Here is a 20,186-nt window from a genome sequence, read left to right on the forward strand (position 1 = left end):
GCGAACCCCCGGTTATTTCGAGTAAAGTTCGACGATAAGCTGCTCGTTGACGGGGAACTGGATGTCGTCACGCTGCGGCATTGCCTTGACAGTACCCTTGAAAGCGGCGCCGTCGGCTTCCAGCCAGGCGGGGCAGCCGCGGCGGGCGATAACTTCCTGAGCTTCAGCGAGCACGGGAATCTTACGATTCTTTTCAGGCACTTCGATGGTATCGCCCAGACGCACCTGCAAGGAAGGAATGTTCACCTTGCGGCCGTTGAGGGTGAAAACACCGTGACGCACGAGCTGGCGGGCCTGGTTGCGCGAGTTGGCGAAACCAAGGCGGTAAACCACGTTGTCCAGGCGGCGTTCAAGAATGACGAGCAGGTTGGTACCGGTAACGCCCTTCTGCATGTCGGCTTTAACAAAGTAGCCGTGAAACTGGCGCTCCAGAATGCCGTAAATACGGCGGGTCTTCTGCTTCTCCCTCAACTGCACCGCGTATTCGCTCACCTTTTTGCGGGCGCGGCCATGCTGGCCGGGGGCATAGGGGCGGCGATCATAGGCGCATTTGTCGGTAAAGCAACGGTCGCCCTTCAAAAAGAGCTTGCAGCCCTCGCGACGACACATGCGGCACTTGGCTTCAGTATATTTTGCCATTTATCAATACCTCTTACGTTACGGACTCTGCCGGGGCAGGCCGGTTAGACGCGGCGGCGCTTGGGCGGCCGGCAACCGTTGTGCGGAATGGGCGTGACATCACGAATGAAGGCAACCTTCATGCCGGCGGCCGAAATGGCGCGCATGGCAGCTTCACGGCCGGAACCGGGACCCTGCACATAGATGCCGACAGTGCGCATGCCGTTGTCCTGTGCCTTGCGGGCGGCTGTTTCGGCAGCCACCTGAGCGGCGAAAGGCGTAGACTTGCGCGACCCCTTGAAGCCGCTCTGGCCCGAAGAGGCCCAGGAAACAGCGTTTCCGCGCGTATCCGTAAAAGTAATAATGGTATTATTAAACGAAGCCTGGATGTGGGCAATGCCCACCGGCACGCTTTTCTTTTCCTTTTTCTTGACCACTTTTTTGGGTCTGGCCATAACTATCCCTCTGGATGGAGCTTGTCAGATTTATGCTCCGCGCGCGGCGGAAAATCCGTTCGTCCTCACGGCAGCACGAATGCTGCGTCCGCTTTACAAACTGCGACAAGCGCAGCCGCACGCCCTACTTCTTTTTGCCCACGGCTCCGCGACGGGGACCCTTGCGGGTACGCGCGTTGGTATGGGTGCGCTGGCCATGCACGGGCAGGCCGCGACGGTGACGAAGGCCACGGTAGCAGCCAATGTCCATAAGGCGCTTAATATTGCTGGATACTTCACGGCGAAGATCGCCTTCCACCTTGTAGTGCTGCTCGAGTTCCTTACGGATCTCGTTCACTTCGTCAGCAGAGAGATCGTCGATACTACGCTCCCAGTTGACGCCGGTGGTGTCCAGAATTTTCATGGCCGTGGTGCGGCCGATGCCATAAATATAGGTGAGCGCAATGTCCACCCTTTTGCCGCGAGGCAAATCAACACCTGCTATTCTCGCCACAATACATCTCCTGCCCTAGCCCTGGCGCTGCTTGTGCCGGGGGTTTTCGCAGATAACTCGAAGCACTCCCTTGCGCCGGATAACCTTACACTTGGGGCATATTTTCTTGACGGAAGGTCTTACTTTCATTCCATTTCTCCAATAAGAGCCTTTGCTTTGACAGATAAAGTCTCCGGCATACCGGCACAGGCCGCACAGACGGCTGACCGACGTCCTCCAAACAAAAGGACGTGAACGGAAATCTTTATCCGGCTTTACCTGTTCTGTCAACCTTCGATGGTGTGCCGGTTGAGTCCACGATCCGAGATGCTGAGGATTTGCGGCCCGGACGGCGTAATGGCAACACTGTGTTCGAAGTGCGCGGCCCAAAGGCCGTCGCGCGTCACCGCAGTCCACTGGTCGTCAAGTATGTCGACCTCGTAGGTCCCCATGGTGACCATTGGTTCAATGGCTATCACCATGCCGTTTTGCAGGGTCAGCCCGCGCATGCCGGGCCTGAAGTTGGGCACCTCGGGCTTTTCGTGCATCTTGGCGCCCACGCCGTGCCCCACAAAACGCCGCACTACGTTAAAACCTGCGGCTTCCACATAATCCTGCACGGCGGCGCCGATGTTATACACATCATTGCCTGCCCGCGCCTGCTCAATGCCGACATAGAGGCTTTCCTCGGTAATCCGCATGAGTTTTCTGGCTTCGTCGCTCACCTTGCCCACAGGAAAGGTGCGTGCCGCATCGCCAACAAAGCCTTCAAAGACTACGCCCATATCCACACTGACAATATCCCCTTCCTCAAGCAGCCGCCCGGAAGGAAAACCATGCACCACCTGCTCGTTGACCGAGCAGCACAGGGCATATGGATAGCCACAGTAGCCCAAAAAGGCCGGTTTGACCTTGTAATCGGCGCACATATCGCGCGCCAGCTCTTCAAGGCGCATAGTGGGAAGGCCGGGAGCCACCATGTCGCCCACGGCATCAAGAACGTTGGCGACCATGCGGTTAGCTTCGCGCAGGCAGCCGATTTCACGCTCATTCTTGATGTACGCGCCGTGATATTTCTTCATACTCCATCACCCGTTGGTTACAGCCGGCCGCTTTTGCGCGCCTTGGCCATCAGGCCCTGATACTGGCTGGAAATCATATGCGATTCCACCTGATTCATAAAGTCCATAGCCACGCCCACAAGAATCAGCAAGCTCGTACCACCAAAGAAGAACGGCACGTTAAAATTGCTGATGAGCAACATGGGCAGAAGACATACGATGGAAATATAGGTGGCCCCCGAAAGGGTCAGCCGCGTCAGTACAGTATCAATATATTCCTGTGTCTTTTCGCCGGGACGTATGCCGGGGATAAAGCCGCCGTTCTTCTTGAGGTTTTCAGCCATATCCTTGGGATCAAAGATGATGGCAGTATAGAAGTAACAGAAGAAGAACATGAGGGCCACATAAAGCACGTTGTAAGCCACGCCCTGGGGAGAGAACAGCTCGGCCGCATGCTTTACATACTCATTGCTGGAAAACTGGCCGATGGTGGCCGGAAAAAGCAGCAATGAAGAGGCGAAAATAGGCGGAATAACGCCAGCCGTATTGAGACGCAGGGGCAGATGCGAGTTCTGCCCGCCGTACATTTTACGGCCCACCTGCCGCTTGGCATAACTTATGGGTATACGCCGCTGCGACCGTTCCACAAAAACAATGGCCACAAGCACTGCAGCCATGAAGACCACGATGACCACTGCCATGAAAATGCTCATGTCCCCAGCCTGTATAAGCGCCACGGACTGAATGATCCCACGGGGGATGCCCACAACGATACCGCAGAAAATGATCAGCGAAATGCCGTTACCGATGCCGCGTTCCGTAATCTGTTCGCCAAGCCACATAACCAGCACCGAACCGGCGGTAAACGTGGTCATGGTCACCATGCGGAACTGCCAGCCCGGGTTAAGCACCACGGGCGTACCTGCAGGGCTTGTCATGTTCTCAAGGCCTACGGCGATGCCCAGGCCCTGCACCAGAGTGATGAGCACGGTAAGGTAGCGGGTGTACTGGGTGAGCTTGCGCCGCCCGGCCTGCCCCTCTTCCTTTGCCATGCGCTTCACGTCCGGGCTGATGACCTGGAGCAGCTGCATGATGATGCTGGCCGAAATATACGGCATGACGCCCAGGGCAAAGACGGAAACGTTGGACAGGCCACCGCCGGAGAACATGTCAAAAAGGCTGAACAGCGTCCCCTGCATGCTTTGAAAAAAAGAAGCAAGGGCGGAGGCGTCCACACCCGGAATGGGCACATGCACACCAATACGGTAGCAGCACAAAATCAGGAAGGTCCAGCCAAGTCGCTTGAACAGCGAAGGCTGACCCGCCACAGTGTTTGCCGTTCCTACTGCCATGTAAGACTCTTTGCGTTTATGCGCCTCAGGCGCAGTATATGCACAGCCTCATTCCCTTCGCTCACGAAGACAATGAGGCCAATGCCAGGCATTGACAGGGCCATGCCCTGAAGGCCGCCGGAATCGAAATGGAGTATTCGTTGCAGGGCCTTCACCTTTTCCGCCCGACAGTCCGGAAGCGGAACAAACCGGCTGGTCGTTAAACCAGCCGGTTTGGCGTCAACTGTTAAGCCGCAGGAACAGCTTCAAGCTCGCTCACTTCGCCGCCGGCGCCACGGATTTTTTCCGCAGCAGTCTGGCTGAACTTGTGAGCTTCGACCTTGAGAGCGCTTTTGACTTCACCGCGCGAAAGAATTTTCACGGGCGCACCCATACGGGCGAGGCCGCGGGCGTAGATGTCGTCCAGCGTAATAGTATCCTTGCCTTCAAAGGCTTCCAGCAGACGGTCAAGATTGATCACGTCGTAGGTTACCTTGAAAGGGGCGTTCTTGAAGCCGTGCTTGGGCAAGCGGCGCTGCAGGGGCATCTGGCCGCCTTCAAAGCCGGGGGCCACGCCGCCGCCGGCACGAGCATTCTGGCCTTTGTGGCCTTTGCCCGCCGTGCAACCCAGACCGGAGCCGGAGCCACGACCCACCCTGCGGCGGGTTTTGCGCTCTTCCGGGAAAGGATAGAGATTGTGCAGTTGCATGGTATATGTCCTCCGGCCGTTATTCGACAACGGCCACCATATGCGGAACTTTGGCGATGATGCCCCGGATGGCCGGGGTGTCCTTGAACGTCTTGACCATCTCGCGGCGCTTGAGGCCAAGGGAGTCCAGCAGCTTGCGCTGCGCCGGCGAAGCGCCGATGCGCGAACGCACGAGTTTTACCTTGATTTCTGCCATGACTACTTCCTCGGAGCTTCCAGCTTCTTGCCGCGCAAAGCCGACACGTCATCGGCGCTGCGCAGGGCGGTAAGGCCCTGCATGGTGGCGCGAAGCACGTTGTGCGGATTATTGGTGCCAATGGCCTTGGTCAGCACGTCGCGCACGCCGGCAGCTTCCATGATGGCGCGCACAGCGCCGCCGGCGATGATGCCGGTACCTTCGGAGGCAGGCTTGAGCATGACGCGTCCGGCGCCGAAGCGGCCCAGAATTTCATAAGGCAGGGTGCCGTCCACAAGAGCCACCTGAACGCGGTTCTTGCGGGCGCGCTCTGTCGCCTTACGCAGGGCTTCGGGCACTTCCTGGGCCTTGCCCAGGCCAAAGCCCACGCCGCCCTTTCCGTCACCCACCACCACAAGAGCGCTGAAGCTGAACCGGCGTCCGCCCTTGACCACCTTGGCCACGCGGTTGAGGGAAACGATCTTTTCGATTTCGCCCAACTCGTTCTGCTGTGTTTCGGTATTTTCCTGACGCATATTAGAACTCCAGGCCGCCTTCGCGGGCGCCATCGGCTACGGCTTTGACGCGACCGTGATAAAGATACCCGTTGCGATCGAATACGACCTTGTCGATATTCTTTTCCTTGGCCATGCGGGCAATTTCAATGCCCACCTTCTCAGCGCCGCCCTTGTTGCAGTGCAGCCCCGATTCGTTCTTGCCAAGCGCAAGGGTGGAGGTGGCCACCAGAGTGGCTCCGTCCAGATCATTCACGATCTGGGCGTAGACATGCAGGTTGGACCTGTAAACGACCAGACGCGGGCGCTCGGCGGTGCCGCTGACCTTTTTGCTGATGCGGATCTTGCGGCGCTGCCGCGATTCATTCTTGCTGTACTTCATGACGCGCCCCCTACTTCTTGCCGCCGGACTTGCCGACCTTGCGGCGAATCGTCTCGGTAGCGTACTTGATACCCTTGCCCTTGTAGGGTTCGGGCTTGCGGATGCGACGAATCCTGGCGGCCATTTCGCCCACCAGTTCCTTGTCAATACCGCTGATGGTCAGCACCTGGCCTTCCACAGTGGCCTTGAGACCTTCGGGAAGTTCCACCAGCACCGGATGGGAATAGCCCACCTGAAGCTCGATGATATTGCCTTTCACCGCCACGCGGTAACCAACGCCGATGACTTCCAGGGCCTTGGAAAAGCCCTTGGTGACGCCGTCGATGCAGTTGGAAAGCAGCGAGCGGCGCAGGCCGTGCTGGGCGCGGGTAACGCGGTCGTCTTCGATGCGGGTCAGTACAACATGGCCGTCGGCCTGTTCGTACTGGAGCAGGGAGCAGACAGGCGTGCTCAGCGAGCCTTTGGGGCCTTTCACTTCCACAACATCCGTTCCGATCTTGACTTCAACGCCATTGGGAACGGGAATGGGCAGTTTACCTATTCTGGACATGCTCGCACCGCCTACCAGATTTCACACAGAAGTTCGCCGCCCACCTTCTTTTCATGGGCGGTCATGCCGTCCAGCACGCCGCTGGACGTGGACAAAATGCATATGCCGAGGCCATTCTGCACCCTGGGGATCTTGTGAGCGCCCACGTACACGCGGCGGCCAGGAGTGCTGATGCGCTTGAGGCCGCTGATGACGGGCTTGCCCTTCAGATACTTGAGGGTAATGGTAATGTTGCTGTCGGCCACGGCCACGTCTTCGACGTAACCTTCCTGCTTGAGGATGGCGGCTAACGATTCCTTCATCCTCGAGCGCGGCACATTTACTTCCTTGTGCAGGGCCAAATGTGCGTTGCGGATGCGGGTCAGCATATCCGCAATGGGATCTGTCAACATCGAGAAGCTCCTAAGAGTTTGGGGGCGGGGTTAACGGCCCAATGCCGCCACTTCCCGCGGCGCGCCAAAAACGCGCCATCCGGGCGCTTTCGCGCCCGGAAATTTACCAGCTCGACTTGCGCACGCCGGGCAGCTCGCCACGAAGGGCCATATTTCGGAAGCAGATACGGCAGATGCCGAACTGACGCAGAAAAGCCCGGGGCCGGCCGCAGAGCGGGCAGCGATTGTAAGCGCGAGCGCTGAATTTGGGCTTGCGCTTGGCCTTTACTTCCAAAGAAGTACGGGACATAGCTTAACTCCTACTTGCGGAACGGCATGCCCAGCTGGTCAAGAAGGAACTTGCCTTCCTTGTCCGTGGCCGCCGTGGTGACAATGGTGATGTTCATACCCTTGGGGTTTTCCACACGGTCGACCTCGAGTTCGGGGAAGATGGTGTGCTCCTTGATGCCCAGGGTGAAGTTGCCGCGCCCATCGAAACCACGATCAGGAATACCGCGGAAGTCACGTACCCGGGGCAGGGCAAAGTTCATGAGCTTGTCAAGAAAGTCCCACATGCGGTCCCTGCGCAGGGTGACGCGAGCGCCGATAGGCATGCCTTCGCGCAGCTTGAAAGCAGCGATGGATTTTTTGGCGCGTGTCACCACGGCCTTCTGGCCGGCAATGGCCGAAAGTTCAGCCACGGCTTCTTCCATCAGCTTATTGTTCTGGCTGGCGGCGCCAAGGCCGATGTTCAGAGAGATCTTTTCAATCCCGGGCAGTTGCATTGATGAGGAGTAACTGAACTCCTTCTGCATTACCGGAACCACCTTCTCTCTATATATCTTTTCAAGGCGTGTCATCGTATCACCTTATTCCATGACTTCATTGCACTTTTTGCAGAAGCGCACTTTCTTTTCCTTGCCCTCGGACTCAATGGTCTTGTAACCCACGCGAGTGGCCTTGCCACAAGCGGAGCAGACAACCATGACGTTGGACACGTGGATCGGCATTTCCTTTTCCACGATACCGCCGGGCTGCTGGGCATAGGGGTTGGGGCGCATGTGGCGCTTGACCATATTGGTCTTTTCCACCAGCACGCGATCCTTCTTGCGCAGGATCTTGAGCACCTTGCCGATTTTGCCCGCGTCCTTGCCGGCGATTACCATCACCTTGTCGTCCTTGCGGATACGATACATTTTCATGACGGTCTCCTACAGCACTTCCGGGGCCAGCGAAATAATTTTCATAAAGTTCATGGCGCGCAGCTCACGGGCCACGGGGCCGAAGATGCGGGTGCCGATAGGCTCACCCTGAGTGGAGAGCAGCACCGCGGCGTTGCCATCGAACTTGATGTAGCTGCCGTCCATGCGACGCACTTCTTTGGCGGTGCGCACGATAACAGCTTTCATAACGTCGCCCTTTTTCACTTTGCTATGTGGTATGGCTTCCTTGACGGAAACCACCACGATGTCGCCGACAGAGGCGTAACGGCGGTGTGAACCGCCCAGCACCTTGATGCAGGCAACCTTTTTGGCGCCGGAATTGTCGGCAACCTGGAGCGTGGATTCTACCTGAATCATGGCACTACCCTATACGGCTTTTTCAATGATGGAGACCAGATGCCAACGCTTGTTGCGCGAAAGCGGACGGAACTCCACAATTTTGACCTTATCGCCCATACCGCATTCGTTCATGGGATCATGAGCCGTGAACTTCTTGCGGCGCCTCACATACTTTTTGAGCAGAGGGTGCTTGACCAGGGTCTCAACGCGCACGACAATGGTCTTGTCGTTCTTGTCGCTCACCACAATGCCGGTCAGCGTTCTGCCCTTACGATCTTCCAGAGCTTGCATTTTAGGCCCTCTGTTCCTTTTCGTTCAGTACAGTCTCGATGCGCGCCACCTGCTTCCGCATGGCTTTCAGCTCGGAAGTCTTCTCAAGCTGCGCGGCGGCATGCTTGAACCGGGCGGTCATCAGTTCCTGGCGCTGTTCGGCCAGCTTGCCGCGCAGCTCTTCAACGCTCATGGAGCGAAGATCAGCGGCGACGGGCCGGGCGCCCTTGTCGGTTTTTTTCTTGGCGGCCATTAGATGCCCTCCCTCACCACGATGACGGTCTTCACGGGCAGCTTGTGCGCGGCGCGGGTGAGCGCTTCGCGAGCAAGGTCAAGGCTGACGCCCTTGATTTCATACAGCACGCGACCGGGTTTCACCGGAGCGCACCAGCCGACCGGCGCCCCCTTACCGGAACCCTGACGGGTTTCCAGAGGTTTGGCGGTCACGGGGCGGTCGGGGAACACGCGGATCCACACTTTACCGCCGCGTTTGATATGGCGCATCATGGCGATACGCGCGGCTTCGATTTGCTGGCTGGTGAGCTGGCCATGCTGTACGGCCTTCAAACCAATATCGCCAAAGGCAACGGTGGCGCCGCGGGTGGCCAGACCGCGCAGGCGGCCCTTCTGCCATTTGCGGAATTTAACTTTTTTGGGCGCAAGCATTACTGATCAACCTCTTTGTCAAGGATTTCACCCTTGTATATCCACACCTTGACACCAATGATGCCGTAGGTGGTGCGCGCTTCGGCAAAGCCGTAATCGATATCGGCGCGCAGGGTCTGCAAGGGCACCCGGCCATCGCGGTACCATTCGGTACGGGCGATTTCAGCACCGGCCAGACGGCCGGAGCACGTTACCTTGATACCTTCGCCGCCGAACTTGCGGGCCATGGACACGGTGCGCTTCATGGCGCGCCGGAAGGCCACACGGCGTTCCAGCTGCTGGGCGATATTTTCGGCCACAAGCTGGGCGTCCACTTCAGGACGGCGGATTTCATTCACTTCCAGAGAAAACTCGCGTCCGAACTTCTGACGAAGGTCATTGCGCAGCTTTTCAATTTCCACGCCTTTGCGCCCGATAACGATGCCGGGACGCGCCGTGGACAGAATAAGCCGTACCTTGCCGCCAGCACGTTCAATCTCGATCTTGGAAAGCCCTGCATGATAGAGGAGCTTTTTGACGAACGCGCGGATCTTGCTGTCTTCGTAGACAAAGGCAGGGTATTCCTTCTTGCTGAACCAGCGGGACTGCCAATTCTTGTTGTACCCAAGCCGGAACCCGAACGGATGTACTTTCTGACCCATAGCCTATTCCTGCCCTTCTGCGAGTATAACGGTGATGTGGCTCGTGCGCTTGTTGATCTTGGTAGCCCGGCCCTGAGCACGGGGCATGAAGCGCTTCCAGGTGGGACCTTCGTTAACAACGACTTCCTTCACCACCATGGCATCCACATCAACGCCGCCCAGCTGGGAGGCATTAGCCAGCGCGCTCTTGAGCACGCCGTAAAGAACCCCCGCGGGCTTGTTGGGCGTGAAGCGCAGAAGGTTCATAGCCTCCTCCACTCCAAGACCCTGCACGTTCTTGGCCACAAGACGGGTCTTGCGCGGCGAAACGCGCTGGAACTTCGCAATAGCTTTAGATTCCATATCGCTACCCTACTTCCTGCCGGCCTTGGCCTTTTTGTCGGCGGCATGCCCATGGTAGGTACGGGTGGGCGAAAATTCGCCCAGTTTGTGGCCCACCATGTTTTCGGTGACGAACACCGGCACGAACTTCTTGCCATTATGCACCGCAAAGGTCAGTCCCACCATTTCGGGCAGGATGGTCGAGCGGCGCGACCAAGTCTTGAGCACGCGGCGGTCACTGTTGGCCACAGCGGTGTCGACCTTTTTCATCAAATGGCCGTCAACAAACGGCCCTTTTTTCAATGATCTCGGCATGAGCTACTCCTACTTCTGGCCGCGGCGTTTAACAATAAGCCTGGAAGAGGCCTTCTTTTTGTCGCGGGTCTTGTACCCCTTGGCAGGCATGCCCCAGGGCGACACAGGATGGCGGCCGCCGGAGCTTCTGCCTTCGCCACCACCCAGGGGGTGGTCGATGGGGTTCATGGCCACGCCACGGACCTTGGGACGGCGGCCGAGCCAGCGGTTGCGGCCTGCCTTGCCCAGCCTGATGCTTTCGTGGTGCACGTTGCCCACCTGGCCCACAGTGGCCACGCAGGTAACCAGCACCTTGCGCACTTCGCCCGAGGGCAGGCGCAGGAGAGCATACTTGCCTTCCTTGGCTACCAGCTGGGCGTAGGTTCCGGCGGCGCGGCAGAGCTGGCCGCCCTTACCGGGGTACAGCTCGATGTTGTGGATGACCGTGCCCACAGGAATGCGCTGCATGGGCAGGGCATTGCCGGGCATGATGTCGGCCACTTCGCCGTTGCGGTCGTTGACGCCGCTCATGACCACATCGCCCTGCTTCAGGCCCACAGGGGCCAGAATGTAGCGCTTTTCGCCGTCTGTATAATGCAGCAGGGCGATACGGGCAGTACGGTTGGGATCGTACTCGATGTGCGCCACGCGGGCTTCAATGCCGGTCTTGTCGCGTTTGAAGTCAATAATACGGTACAGACGCTTGACGCCACCGCCGCGACGGCGGCTGGTGATGCGGCCCAGGTTGTTACGGCCGGACTTTTTGGTCAGACCGACAGTGAGGGACTTCTCGGGGCGCGTCCGGGTGATTTCCTCAAAATCGGAAACCGTCTGGAAACGACGCCCAGCGGAAGTCGGTTTCAGCTTGCGGACAGCCATGCTTATACTCCCTCGAAGAACTCGATTTTATCGCCCTGGCGCAGCGTCACATACGCTTTTTTCCAGCCGGGCTTGCGGCCGACAACGCGGCCCTGGCGCTCCCTGTTCAGGGGCGCGCGGCGAACCACGTTAACCGCTTCCACTTTAACATCAAAAGCCTTTTCCACGGCCTGCTTGATTTCAAGCTTGTTGGCCTGGGTGTGGACCATAAAGGCCACCTGCTGCGCTTCGTCCTTGAGCATGGTCGTCTTTTCGGTCAGCAGGGGCTTGAGCAGAACAGAAGTGATTTCCATAACTAAGCTCCCTTCTTCTCGAAGCGCGCCTGCACAGATTCCACAGCGCCTTCCAGCAGCACAAGCTGCTTGTGCTTCAGGATTTCAAGCACGCTCAGGCGGTCCACCGTAGTCAGGGTGAGGCCGGGGATGTTGCGGGCCGAACGGGTCAGGTCCGCATTTTCCTCGGGCGCCACAATGAGGGCCTTGGTAAGACCCAGGGTGTCGGCCACCTTGGCAAAATGTTTGGTTTTGGCTTCGGGCAGCACAATGCCCTTGACCACCATCAGGCTTTCAGCGGCCAGACGGCTCGAAAGGGCCATCTTGAGGGCCAGGCTGCGCACCTTGCTGTTCACCTTGAAGGTGTAGTCGCGGGGGCTGGGGCCGAAGGTGATCGCGCCGCCGCGCCAGATGGGCGAACGGTTGGAGCCGGCGCGAGCGCGACCGGTACCCTTCTGCTTCCAGGGCTTGGCGCCGCCGCCGGAAACAAAGGCGCGGGTTTTGACATTGTGCGTCCCGGCGCGTTTGGCCGCCATCTGCGCGCGTGCCACGAGGTTGAGGATTTCGGGCCTCACCTCGATTTCGAACACGTCGGAAGCCAGCGTAACTTCACCGCTTTCCTGCTTGTTCTGGTCATATACTTTCACGGTAGCCATTGCTGCTTCCTCTACTGCTTGCGGATCAGCACCAGCCCGTTCTTGGGGCCGGGCACGGAACCTTTGACCAGAATGACGTTGTCTTCAGGACGCACGTCAACGATGGTCAGGCCCATTTCCGTAACGGTTTCATTGCCCCAGTGACCGGCCATTTTCCGGCCCTTGAACACGCGACCGGGAAAAGTGTTGTTACCGATGGAGCCGTTGTTGCGGTGCACCTTTTCGCAGCCGTGCGAATCCTTGGAACCGGCGAAGTTCCAGCGGCGCATGCGGCCCTGGTAGCCCTTACCCACGCTCTTGCCGGTCACCTTGACGGTGTCGCCGGCAGCGAACATTTCAACGGTAAGTTCCTGTCCCAGTTCCTGCTCAGGAGCAGCCGTAAGACGGATTTCGCGCAGATGGCGGAAGAGGCCCTTGCCAGCCTTGGCAAAGTGGCCCTGCATGGCCTTGCTCACATGCTTTTCCTTAGCGTTGGTCATCGCGATCTGCACGGCGTTATAGCCGTCGGAATCCGCGGTCTTGACCTGGGTGACGGGGCAAGGCCCTGCCTCAATCACCGTGACGGGCACGGCTGCGCCGTTACCGTCAAATATGCGGGTCATACCGAGTTTGCGACCCAAAATTCCCATTTTCTCAGCCATGACTGCCTCTCGCTAGAGCTTGATTTCCACGTCCACACCGGCGGGCAAGGAAAGCTTGCCCAGCGCGTCGACGGTCTGCTGCGTGGGTTCCAGAATATCCATAAGGCGCTTGTGGATACGCATCTCAAACTGTTCACGGGACTTTTTGTCCACGTGCACGGAACGCTGGATGGTGTACTTGTGGATGTTGGTGGGCAGAGGGATTGGCCCTGCCACTCCAGCACCCGTATTGCGCGCCGTATCCACGATTTCCGCAACGGCTTTATCCAGTATGCGGTAATCGTAGGCTTTGAGCTTGATCCGAATGCGATCGCTGCTAACTGTCGTCATTGTGCCTACTCCGTTTGCAAAAACATCCCACCTGCCGACCACCGGCAGTGCGGGCTTCTTCACAGCATACGCGGGGCCATGAAGTATGACCCGAAGGCCGACCTCACCCTGGAAGGGACGGAACGGAGCAACGTAAGGGGCTGCGCTAATGCGCGCATCATGCCTGATAATCAGGAAATTCGGAAGATTTTGGACGCCTGAACGCGCCTGCATCATCCGCATGATGCTCCCCGGCGTCGCCCAGGCCAGGCCACCAAGAAAAGGTGGCAAGGCGGTCCCGCAGGGTCACCAAATGAGGGGTATACCCCTCTACCTTACAGCCCCGGGTCACGCGCGCCTCCGGGGCAGCGGTGGGATCCGTCTTTGGGCTGGAACGGCTCGACATTGTCCGGCATCTGGTAACGCCTGCACATGTCAAATCCTGTGCGATCGCGATTGACCGCGCCAGGTGCAGCAGAGCAGGCTCGACCTGCCCTTCCCTGCCGTCCAGGGAAATACCCATTGAAGACACCTGTCCTCATGGGCAAGCGTTGTTCTAGCTAACACACGGCGCGGCGTCAAGGCTTTTTGCCATATTTTTTGTTTTTGCCTCTGCCGCGCGCACTTGACAACACACTAAAAAACTACGTATGAGCCAATACAATTCCGCCATGCTGTGGTCTGCCACGGAGACGGAAAACATTTCCCCTGTTTTCACGGCCGGTTCCGGCCGTTTTATTCTTTTGAATCCCCAAAGGAGATGTCATGGCATCCGACCCGGCCCTGAAAGCCCGGCAGACATCCTATCAGGACACTGTCATCAATTATATAAGCAAGGAAGGCGGGCACGTCATTGCCCTTACTGATGACCAGGCCTTCAGCACGCAACTGCGCCTTACCCTGGCAAAAGAACTGGGCCTCTCCGCCCCCGGGCAGTTTACCGCCCTTACTGACCCCCGCCACCTGCCCGGCGAACTGCGCAACCTTCTGCAACGGCACCCTGCCCCTCTGCTTTTTCTTGAACGCAGCATTGGCGGACAGGACCTGAGCTTTCTTGTAGGCCAGATCAAGCAGGCCTATACCGCGCTCAAGATTATTATTCTCACCAGTGAGGTGCAACGCGACAGGCTCATGCTGCTGCACGAAGTCGGCGCGGACAACTTCATTGCCAAACCTGTTTCAATGAACACGCTTATTGAAAAAATGGCCTTTACCATTAAACCCCAGAGCAAGCTTGGGCAGGCCATTGACCTGGCCAAGGGCCTGCTTGAACGCAAGGAATATACACAGGCTCTGGCCGCCAGCCGCAAAATTCTTGAAATCAAGCCCGGCAGCGCCGCCGCCTACCTCGTTATGGGTGATGCCCACCGGGGCCTTGCCGAGTATGACCTTGCCAGAGAGGCCTATGAAGCCGCAGCAGCCGCGGCCGACCTGTACCTGGCCCCGTTGCAGCGGCTGGCAGAAATGTACGAACACCTGGGCGACAGGGAAAACCAGTTGCGCTACCTGCAAAAGCTCGACCACATTTCACCGCTCAACGTCAACCGCAAAGTCAGCCTGGGTGAAGTGCATCTGGCCCTGGACAATACGGAGCAGGCGGAAGACTTTTTTGACAGGGCGCTTGTGCAGATGAACCGTGAGGCAGTGGAGGGGCTAAGCGCGCTCTCCGGCCGCATAGCCGGGGTGTACGCGGAGCGCGATCCGCTCAAGGCCGAAAAATTCCTGCGCAACAGCCTCGATGTTAAAGGAAAATATCTTTCCAAAAGTGATCTTGCGCTGTTTAACCAGCTTGGTATCAGCCTGCGCAAACAGGGCCGCTGGCAGGACGCCATTACGGAATACAAACGGGCAGTCAGGATTGCGCCCGAAGATGCCAACCTCTACTATAATATGGGTATGGCCTTTGCCGAAGGGCAGGATTTTCTGCAGGCCAAGGCCAACCTGCTTAAGGCGCTGGATATGGACCCGGACCTGTATCGGGCCAGCGTAACCATTGCCTACAATTATGGCGCTGTTTTTCTTCAGTCACGCGAAAAGCAGCGTGCGGCCCAGTTCTTTCAGGCGGCCCTTGATATGGAGCCTGGCCATGCAGGTGCGCGGCGCGGCCTTGAGCGCAGCATGATGTAGCGACAGCAAAAAACCGCCCTGCGGCGGCAGCCCCTGTACTGCCGCCCGTTCTTCCCGCCCCAGAGCGACAAAAAGCGGCCCGTCAGGCGGGCCGCTTTTGCATATCGGCAATGAGAGTTTTTTACGCTCCCTCCAGAAAAACATTTACATGCCATCCGCACACGAGGCTCAACCCCATGTGTGAAATCACGCTGCCTATTCTTTTTGCCCGAGCAGTGCACGGGCGTAGTCTTCGCCGTTGAAGGGGCGCAGGTCTTCCATTTTTTCGCCCAGCCCCACAAACGTGATGGGCAAATGATGCTGCATAGCTACCGCAATGGCAACGCCCCCTTTGGCCGTACCGTCCAGCTTGGTCAGGATAAGCTCGTCCACCCCGGCCGCTTCTTTGAACAGCTTTGTCTGCGACAGGGCGTTCTGCCCCGTGGTGGCGTCAATGACCAGAATGCTGCGATGGGGTGCGCCGGGATGCTTTTTACCCAGTACCTGGCGAATCTTGGTCAGCTCTTCCATAAGATTGACCTTGGTCTGCAGGCGGCCCGCAGTATCCACAAAAAGAATATCCACCCCTTCCCTGACGGCGCGGTCCATGGCCTCGTAGGCCACAGACGCCGGATCAGCCCCGGCGGACTTGGCATGAAAAAGCGCTCCCACACGCTCGGCCCACACCTGAAGCTGCTCTATGGCAGCGGCGCGGAAGGTGTCGGCGGCGGCAATCATGACCTTTTTGCCCTGCATGCGGGCACGGTGGGCCAGTTTTGCGATGGTGGTGGTTTTACCCACGCCGTTGACGCCTATCATCAGCACCACTTCTGGCGAGTTGACCGCAGCAATGCGGCGTGGTGCGCGGAATATCTCTTCCACTTCAGCCATGAGCAAGGCCCGCATGCCGGAGGCTTCGGTAACTTTTTCCTTGCGGGCACGCTCCTTGAGGCGCTCAACAAGCTCCATGGACGGCTCATAGCCCAGGTCGGCCATGATAAAAAGTTCTTCAAGCTCTTCCCAGAACGCGTCATCAAGTTCGCCGTGTCCAGAAAAAAGGGTGTCCAGTCCGCGTGCGAACTGCTCACGTGTGCGGGCCAACCCTTCGGTAATCTTGATAAAAAGTCGACTGCGCTCGTCTTCTTCATCTTCCAGATCAAGGGCAAGGGCAAGGCGGTACTGCAATTCCGAACGGAATTCGTCCACCTGCCGGTAGTCCATACGCTGCGTCCAGTGGCGGAAGTCCTCCACAAAAGCCTGTGCCTCATGGGGCGGGGCTTCCAGCGCGCCAAGCAGAAAAGAAAGGCGCTGCCACAAAAAATCGCCGGTTTCGTCCACGCCTTCCAGCACAATGCCCAGCCAGACAGAAAGACGCGGTTCGGCCTCGCGCAGGCGCAGGGTCAGCGCCTGATCGCCGGAAGCAGCGACGGCAGACGGCTCAGTCCCGTGGGGCGAAGAAACTGAAGACGCGCCCGCAACTCGGTCGGCTTCGGCCGAATGCGCCATATCTGCCGCGCTTTCTCCAGCAGACAGAGGCTGCTCCACCGCCGCGCTCTCCTGCCCAGAGTGTTCCGGCGCGCTGCCTGCCTGCACAGAAACTTCCCGTGCAGGTTCTTCGTGCGGCATGGGGGGGGCTTCAGAAGCATATTCCCGGCTGCCGGCCTGTTCCAGACCAGGCTCCGGCCCGGTTTGCTCCGGGGCAGGCTGCGTGGCTTCTGACGGTGCTGCCGATTGCTCGGGGGCGGCGACTTCGCCGGGAACCTGCTCTCCGGTCGGCTCCAGCTTTTCCTGTTCCTGCCCCTCTGTGGTTCCGGTGCTGAAAATCTTTTTTATGGCTGAAAAAAATCCCATTCCTTCTCCTTCTTGACTCGTGCCCCAAGACAAAAACGGTACAGGCCCGAAATCCCGGGCTATGGCCGCCCAGGCGCTATAAGCGCACGGTGCAAACCTTCAACAAAAACGCATGTCGCGCCTGCCGTGTCACAATGCAGCAGGCTTCAGAAAATTTTCTGCGCACAGGCACATCAGGCAAAAGAGGTTTTCGGCAGGCCGTGCCTCTTTGAAACTGTTTACCGCAGGCTGTCCAGCACTTCATCAAGGGCCAGAACGCATTCTTCCACAGCCAGCGTGGCACGCAGTCCGTCTGGTCCATGCAGGGCCGTCTGCATGTCTTTGGCCGCGCCGGCCAGACGCTCTGCCCCAAGACAGGGAGCCGCTTTTTCCAGCAGATGCCCAAGGCGGCACAGCGAGGTTCTGTCGCCCTCTTCATAAAGGCGGCTCATGAGGCCCGGTGCATGGGCAAAGCAATGGCGGAACAGCCCGGCGGCAACATGCCAGGCATGGTCATGCCTGCGCATAAAGGCCAGACCGAGCACCGGACTGACAATCTCGCCCGCCGCATTGGGCAGCAGCGCCTCAAGACCTTCGTCATTTCCGTTTCCGGGCGTGGACCTGTCAGCATCACAGGGGCAGGCTCCAGCCAGCTCCGCCATGCCGGACATTACGGGCTGCGCCCCGGAGGGCGCTGCTTCCGTTCTCGCCATCTCCGCCGCGGCGGACTCAGGAGGTACGGAAGACATATCCGCCCCATGCGCAATCTTTGACCCACGGCCACGGCGCAGCCTGAATACCACGGCCAGGCCCGCTGTCCAGAGCATACCGCTCAGAACAAAACGCCACAGCTCCCGCCGCGCGGCAAGAGCTGTTTCTTCCTGACTCACGCGTGGCGCAACGTAAACCTGTACCGTGCCCACAGGGCGGCCCTCCACCCGCAATGGACTCAGCCCCGCCACGGCATCTTCGGCCATTTCATCATCCCAGGGTACAGGTTCCCACTGATAATTGCGGCGTTGCCCTTCAAGCATGCCTTGGGGCGTCTGTACCTTGACGGCATAAATGCGCTCGTCTTCCATAGCGGCCATCACAATGGTGCGGGCTGCCAGTTCGTCCACATCCCACGCCGGAACGGCCAGCAGGGCAGAAAGTTGCACCGCGGTATTACGGGCCTGCACGGCAAGGCGTTCACGCGCCGCCTCGCTGTCTTCACGCATGGCCCATAAAGAGCACAACGCAAGCAGCAGCAGCCCCGTGGCCCATATGACCAGAGCCGCGCGTCCGGGCGTGATCCGTAAATGCAGCGAGAATTTTTTTTTCATGCGGGCAATCCTTGCGCTTCCTCAGGCACTGCCATCAACTATAGGGACACGTGGCTTCTTGCGCAAGCTCCCGGCAAGAAGAAACAGATCCGGATCGCGCAGGACCAGCAGCACCAAGGCCCATACGGCAACCCCGCCAGCAATGCCCGCCAGCAGAGACGGCCACAAGCCCCACGGCGCACACAGGCGCAACAGGGCATTGGCCGCAAAGCCGGTCAGGCCTCCGGCAAGCACGTGTCGCCCCATGACCTGCGGGCCGGGCAGCCAGAGCGGCAGGCCGGGCCAGAAGCCTCTACGCCCGGCGGGCGGGCAAACGTCGCCTTCCCGCAGCCTTTTGCCAAGCAGGCGCAACAGCAGGACACATTGCAGCCAAAGACCGCAGCTCACCGCCAGAGCAGGGGCCAGTATCGAATACTCCGGCCCGAGCATGCGTACCAGTGCCAGTCCGGCGACCAGGGTCCCCCCCACGGTCCAGAGGGCGCTCACGGCTGTGTGCCGTACAAGCCCCAGAGCGTTGCAGGCCGCCAGCAACGAACGGTTGCAGGCAAAGGCGGGCAGCCCTGGCACATAGGCCAGCAGGGCCAGGCCGGTTTCAAACGCGGCCTGACGGTCAAAAGCCCCATGACCCAGCAGACCTTCTACCAGTTGCGGCCCCAAGGCCGCCAAGCCCGCGGCTGCGGGCAAGCTGAGCATAAGGGTGAGGCGCAGAGCCGCCGAAAGATGCTGCCCGAACCGGCTGAAATTACCTTCAGCAGCCAGGCGGCTCAAAGCAGGCAGGCTGGCCATGCCCAGGCAGACGCCCACAAGCCCCAATGGCAGCTCCAGCAGACGCTCGGCATAATACAGCGCCGCCACCTGCCCCTGCCCCAGACCGGAGGCCAGCGCCATGGCCGCCAGCATGGCAAGCTGCGGAGCCGCAGCCCCAAGCACCCCGCCGGGCAGAAGACGCAGACAGCGCCAGGCAGCCCTGTTGACCGCCCGCGTGCGTTCCGCACCCGCACCATGCGCCTGCCCAAGCGCGTTCAGTGGCGTGCCCGGCGGCCCGTTCCTGAAACTTCCGGGCAAAAGGCGCCGTACGGCCAGCCACTGCGCCAGCCACTGCGCAATTCCTCCGCACAGCATACCCGCGGCAAGGGCTGGCGCAGGAGGAAAAAACCCCAGGGCCGCAGCCCCTGCAGCCAGCAGCATAACCATGTTGAACAGGGCCGGAGAAAGCGCCGGAAGCCAGAATATGCCCATGCTGTGCAGCAGGGCCATGCCCAGCGCCGCCATGCCCGCCGCAAGCACATATGGCAGGCAGAGCCGTAAAAGAAAAACCGTGCGCTCCAGTTCAGCACCGCTGAAGCCCGGAGCCAGCGCTTTTGCAAGCCAGGGGGCTGCCGCAAGGGCCACCAGGGTAAACAGGATCAGCACAATGCCGAGCCGCAAGGAGAGAGCACGGGCCAAAAGCCCCGTGGCAGCGTTTTCTGCCCCCCCCGGTCCGCCGTCCCCGCCAAGCTGCAAGCGTACAAGACTGGCGGTCAGCGTCATTGACAATGAGCCTTCGCCAAGCAGCCGCCGCAACACATGCGGCAGACGCATGGCCGCCACCAGCGCATCAGCTGCCGCGCCGCCGCCCAAAAGCCAGGCCATGCCCATATCACGGACAAGACCGAGCAGACGCGAAAAAAGAGCAAAGCCGCCCAAAAGGGCCGCAATGCGGGCAAGGCCGCCTGATGGGGCCGCATCTTTCTGCCGGTAGTCTTTGCTCATGGCTATCAGGCCTGGGCCGGGCT

The 20,186-nt window shown here is 59.3% G+C and carries 31 protein-coding genes; 1 reads left to right on the forward strand and 30 read right to left on the reverse strand.

The genetic code is table 11. The features are described 5' to 3' along the window. Positions 1-12: 12 nt before the first annotated feature. The 27 genes from rpsD to rpsJ all read right to left on the reverse strand — a co-directional run bounded on the left by rpsD (position 13) and on the right by rpsJ (position 13,171). The gene (rpsD, locus tag ACZ495_RS07880) at positions 13-639 is read right to left on the reverse strand and encodes a 30S ribosomal protein S4 (RefSeq protein WP_012624318.1); all 627 of its coding nucleotides are present in this window, start codon (positions 637-639) and stop codon (positions 13-15) included. 44 nt (positions 640-683) lie between these two features. Further along, on the reverse strand, positions 684-1,073 hold the full coding sequence (gene rpsK, locus ACZ495_RS07885; RefSeq protein ID WP_012624317.1) for a 30S ribosomal protein S11: 390 nt from the start codon (positions 1,071-1,073) through the stop codon (positions 684-686). A gap of 124 nt (positions 1,074-1,197) precedes the next feature. Beyond that, entirely contained in the window at positions 1,198-1,566 is a 369-nt protein-coding gene (rpsM, locus tag ACZ495_RS07890; RefSeq protein WP_012624316.1) for a 30S ribosomal protein S13, read from the reverse strand. A gap of 15 nt (positions 1,567-1,581) precedes the next feature. Continuing rightward, a complete protein-coding gene (gene rpmJ, locus ACZ495_RS07895; protein ID WP_005027799.1) occupies positions 1,582-1,695 on the reverse strand; it encodes a 50S ribosomal protein L36 in 114 nt (37 codons plus the stop codon). A gap of 137 nt (positions 1,696-1,832) precedes the next feature. Further along, positions 1,833-2,627 carry a type I methionyl aminopeptidase gene (map, locus tag ACZ495_RS07900; protein ID WP_012624315.1) on the reverse strand — a complete coding sequence of 265 codons (795 nt, stop codon included), beginning with the start codon at positions 2,625-2,627 and terminating at the stop codon, positions 1,833-1,835. Positions 2,628-2,644: 17 nt separating this feature from the next. Next, positions 2,645-3,958 (reverse strand): preprotein translocase subunit SecY, encoded by a 1,314-nt coding sequence (secY, locus tag ACZ495_RS07905; RefSeq protein ID WP_012624314.1) that lies wholly within the window; start codon positions 3,956-3,958, stop codon positions 2,645-2,647. A gap of 226 nt (positions 3,959-4,184) precedes the next feature. Continuing rightward, the gene (rplO, locus tag ACZ495_RS07910; RefSeq protein ID WP_012624313.1) at positions 4,185-4,646 is read right to left on the reverse strand and encodes a 50S ribosomal protein L15; all 462 of its coding nucleotides are present in this window, start codon (positions 4,644-4,646) and stop codon (positions 4,185-4,187) included. A 19-nt stretch (positions 4,647-4,665) separates the two neighbouring features. Next, positions 4,666-4,842, reverse strand: a complete 177-nt coding sequence (gene rpmD, locus ACZ495_RS07915) for a 50S ribosomal protein L30 (protein WP_012624312.1) — start codon at positions 4,840-4,842, stop codon at positions 4,666-4,668. 2 nt (positions 4,843-4,844) lie between these two features. After that, on the reverse strand, positions 4,845-5,357 hold the full coding sequence (rpsE, locus tag ACZ495_RS07920) for a 30S ribosomal protein S5 (protein WP_012624311.1): 513 nt from the start codon (positions 5,355-5,357) through the stop codon (positions 4,845-4,847). Between the two features lies 1 nt (position 5,358). Further along, on the reverse strand, positions 5,359-5,718 hold the full coding sequence (gene rplR, locus ACZ495_RS07925) for a 50S ribosomal protein L18 (protein WP_012624310.1): 360 nt from the start codon (positions 5,716-5,718) through the stop codon (positions 5,359-5,361). Positions 5,719-5,728: 10 nt separating this feature from the next. Next, complete coding sequence (gene rplF, locus ACZ495_RS07930) at positions 5,729-6,268, reverse strand: 50S ribosomal protein L6 (protein WP_012624309.1); 540 nt, start codon at positions 6,266-6,268, stop codon at positions 5,729-5,731. Positions 6,269-6,279: 11 nt separating this feature from the next. Further along, the gene (gene rpsH, locus ACZ495_RS07935) at positions 6,280-6,660 is read right to left on the reverse strand and encodes a 30S ribosomal protein S8 (RefSeq protein ID WP_012624308.1); all 381 of its coding nucleotides are present in this window, start codon (positions 6,658-6,660) and stop codon (positions 6,280-6,282) included. A 103-nt stretch (positions 6,661-6,763) separates the two neighbouring features. Then, positions 6,764-6,949: a type Z 30S ribosomal protein S14 gene (locus ACZ495_RS07940; RefSeq protein ID WP_012624307.1), complete on the reverse strand. Its 186-nt coding sequence runs from the start codon at positions 6,947-6,949 to the stop codon at positions 6,764-6,766. A gap of 10 nt (positions 6,950-6,959) precedes the next feature. Beyond that, positions 6,960-7,499, reverse strand: a complete 540-nt coding sequence (gene rplE, locus ACZ495_RS07945; protein WP_012624306.1) for a 50S ribosomal protein L5 — start codon at positions 7,497-7,499, stop codon at positions 6,960-6,962. Between the two features lie 9 nt (positions 7,500-7,508). Continuing rightward, positions 7,509-7,841 carry a 50S ribosomal protein L24 gene (rplX, locus tag ACZ495_RS07950; RefSeq protein WP_012624305.1) on the reverse strand — a complete coding sequence of 111 codons (333 nt, stop codon included), beginning with the start codon at positions 7,839-7,841 and terminating at the stop codon, positions 7,509-7,511. A gap of 9 nt (positions 7,842-7,850) precedes the next feature. Then, entirely contained in the window at positions 7,851-8,219 is a 369-nt protein-coding gene (gene rplN / locus ACZ495_RS07955; RefSeq protein ID WP_012624304.1) for a 50S ribosomal protein L14, read from the reverse strand. Between the two features lie 9 nt (positions 8,220-8,228). Beyond that, on the reverse strand, positions 8,229-8,492 hold the full coding sequence (gene rpsQ, locus ACZ495_RS07960) for a 30S ribosomal protein S17 (protein WP_012624303.1): 264 nt from the start codon (positions 8,490-8,492) through the stop codon (positions 8,229-8,231). A gap of 1 nt (position 8,493) precedes the next feature. After that, positions 8,494-8,724, reverse strand: a complete 231-nt coding sequence (gene rpmC, locus ACZ495_RS07965; RefSeq protein ID WP_012624302.1) for a 50S ribosomal protein L29 — start codon at positions 8,722-8,724, stop codon at positions 8,494-8,496. Then, entirely contained in the window at positions 8,724-9,137 is a 414-nt protein-coding gene (gene rplP, locus ACZ495_RS07970) for a 50S ribosomal protein L16 (RefSeq protein ID WP_012624301.1), read from the reverse strand. The genes rpmC and rplP overlap by 1 nt, the downstream gene beginning before the upstream one ends. Then, entirely contained in the window at positions 9,137-9,778 is a 642-nt protein-coding gene (rpsC, locus tag ACZ495_RS07975) for a 30S ribosomal protein S3 (RefSeq protein WP_012624300.1), read from the reverse strand. The genes rplP and rpsC overlap by 1 nt, the downstream gene beginning before the upstream one ends. 3 nt (positions 9,779-9,781) lie before the next feature. Continuing rightward, positions 9,782-10,120: a 50S ribosomal protein L22 gene (gene rplV, locus ACZ495_RS07980; protein ID WP_012624299.1), complete on the reverse strand. Its 339-nt coding sequence runs from the start codon at positions 10,118-10,120 to the stop codon at positions 9,782-9,784. Between the two features lie 9 nt (positions 10,121-10,129). Continuing rightward, a complete protein-coding gene (gene rpsS / locus ACZ495_RS07985; RefSeq protein WP_012624298.1) occupies positions 10,130-10,414 on the reverse strand; it encodes a 30S ribosomal protein S19 in 285 nt (94 codons plus the stop codon). A 9-nt stretch (positions 10,415-10,423) separates the two neighbouring features. After that, positions 10,424-11,272, reverse strand: a complete 849-nt coding sequence (rplB, locus tag ACZ495_RS07990; protein ID WP_012624297.1) for a 50S ribosomal protein L2 — start codon at positions 11,270-11,272, stop codon at positions 10,424-10,426. A gap of 2 nt (positions 11,273-11,274) precedes the next feature. Then, positions 11,275-11,565: a 50S ribosomal protein L23 gene (gene rplW, locus ACZ495_RS07995; RefSeq protein ID WP_012624296.1), complete on the reverse strand. Its 291-nt coding sequence runs from the start codon at positions 11,563-11,565 to the stop codon at positions 11,275-11,277. 2 nt (positions 11,566-11,567) lie between these two features. Continuing rightward, positions 11,568-12,200, reverse strand: a complete 633-nt coding sequence (gene rplD / locus ACZ495_RS08000) for a 50S ribosomal protein L4 (protein WP_012624295.1) — start codon at positions 12,198-12,200, stop codon at positions 11,568-11,570. Positions 12,201-12,211: 11 nt separating this feature from the next. Then, complete coding sequence (gene rplC / locus ACZ495_RS08005) at positions 12,212-12,841, reverse strand: 50S ribosomal protein L3 (protein WP_041723886.1); 630 nt, start codon at positions 12,839-12,841, stop codon at positions 12,212-12,214. A gap of 12 nt (positions 12,842-12,853) precedes the next feature. Next, positions 12,854-13,171 carry a 30S ribosomal protein S10 gene (gene rpsJ, locus ACZ495_RS08010; protein WP_006008400.1) on the reverse strand — a complete coding sequence of 106 codons (318 nt, stop codon included), beginning with the start codon at positions 13,169-13,171 and terminating at the stop codon, positions 12,854-12,856. A 744-nt stretch (positions 13,172-13,915) separates the two neighbouring features. Between rpsJ and ACZ495_RS08015 the strand changes: the two genes are divergently transcribed. Beyond that, positions 13,916-15,277, forward strand: a complete 1,362-nt coding sequence (locus tag ACZ495_RS08015) for a tetratricopeptide repeat protein (protein WP_464262028.1) — start codon at positions 13,916-13,918, stop codon at positions 15,275-15,277. A gap of 195 nt (positions 15,278-15,472) precedes the next feature. Here ACZ495_RS08015 and ftsY read toward each other — a convergent pair whose 3' ends face one another. From ftsY to murJ, 3 genes are all read right to left on the reverse strand, one after another. Next, a complete protein-coding gene (gene ftsY / locus ACZ495_RS08020) occupies positions 15,473-17,107 on the reverse strand; it encodes a signal recognition particle-docking protein FtsY (protein WP_464262029.1) in 1,635 nt (544 codons plus the stop codon). A gap of 218 nt (positions 17,108-17,325) precedes the next feature. Further along, positions 17,326-18,411 (reverse strand): hypothetical protein, encoded by a 1,086-nt coding sequence (locus ACZ495_RS08025; RefSeq protein ID WP_296984694.1) that lies wholly within the window; start codon positions 18,409-18,411, stop codon positions 17,326-17,328. Positions 18,412-18,432: 21 nt separating this feature from the next. Continuing rightward, on the reverse strand, positions 18,433-20,163 hold the full coding sequence (gene murJ / locus ACZ495_RS08030) for a murein biosynthesis integral membrane protein MurJ (RefSeq protein ID WP_464262030.1): 1,731 nt from the start codon (positions 20,161-20,163) through the stop codon (positions 18,433-18,435). Positions 20,164-20,186 lie beyond the last annotated feature (23 nt).

This window comes from Desulfovibrio sp. GTC20076, assembly GCF_055385905.1.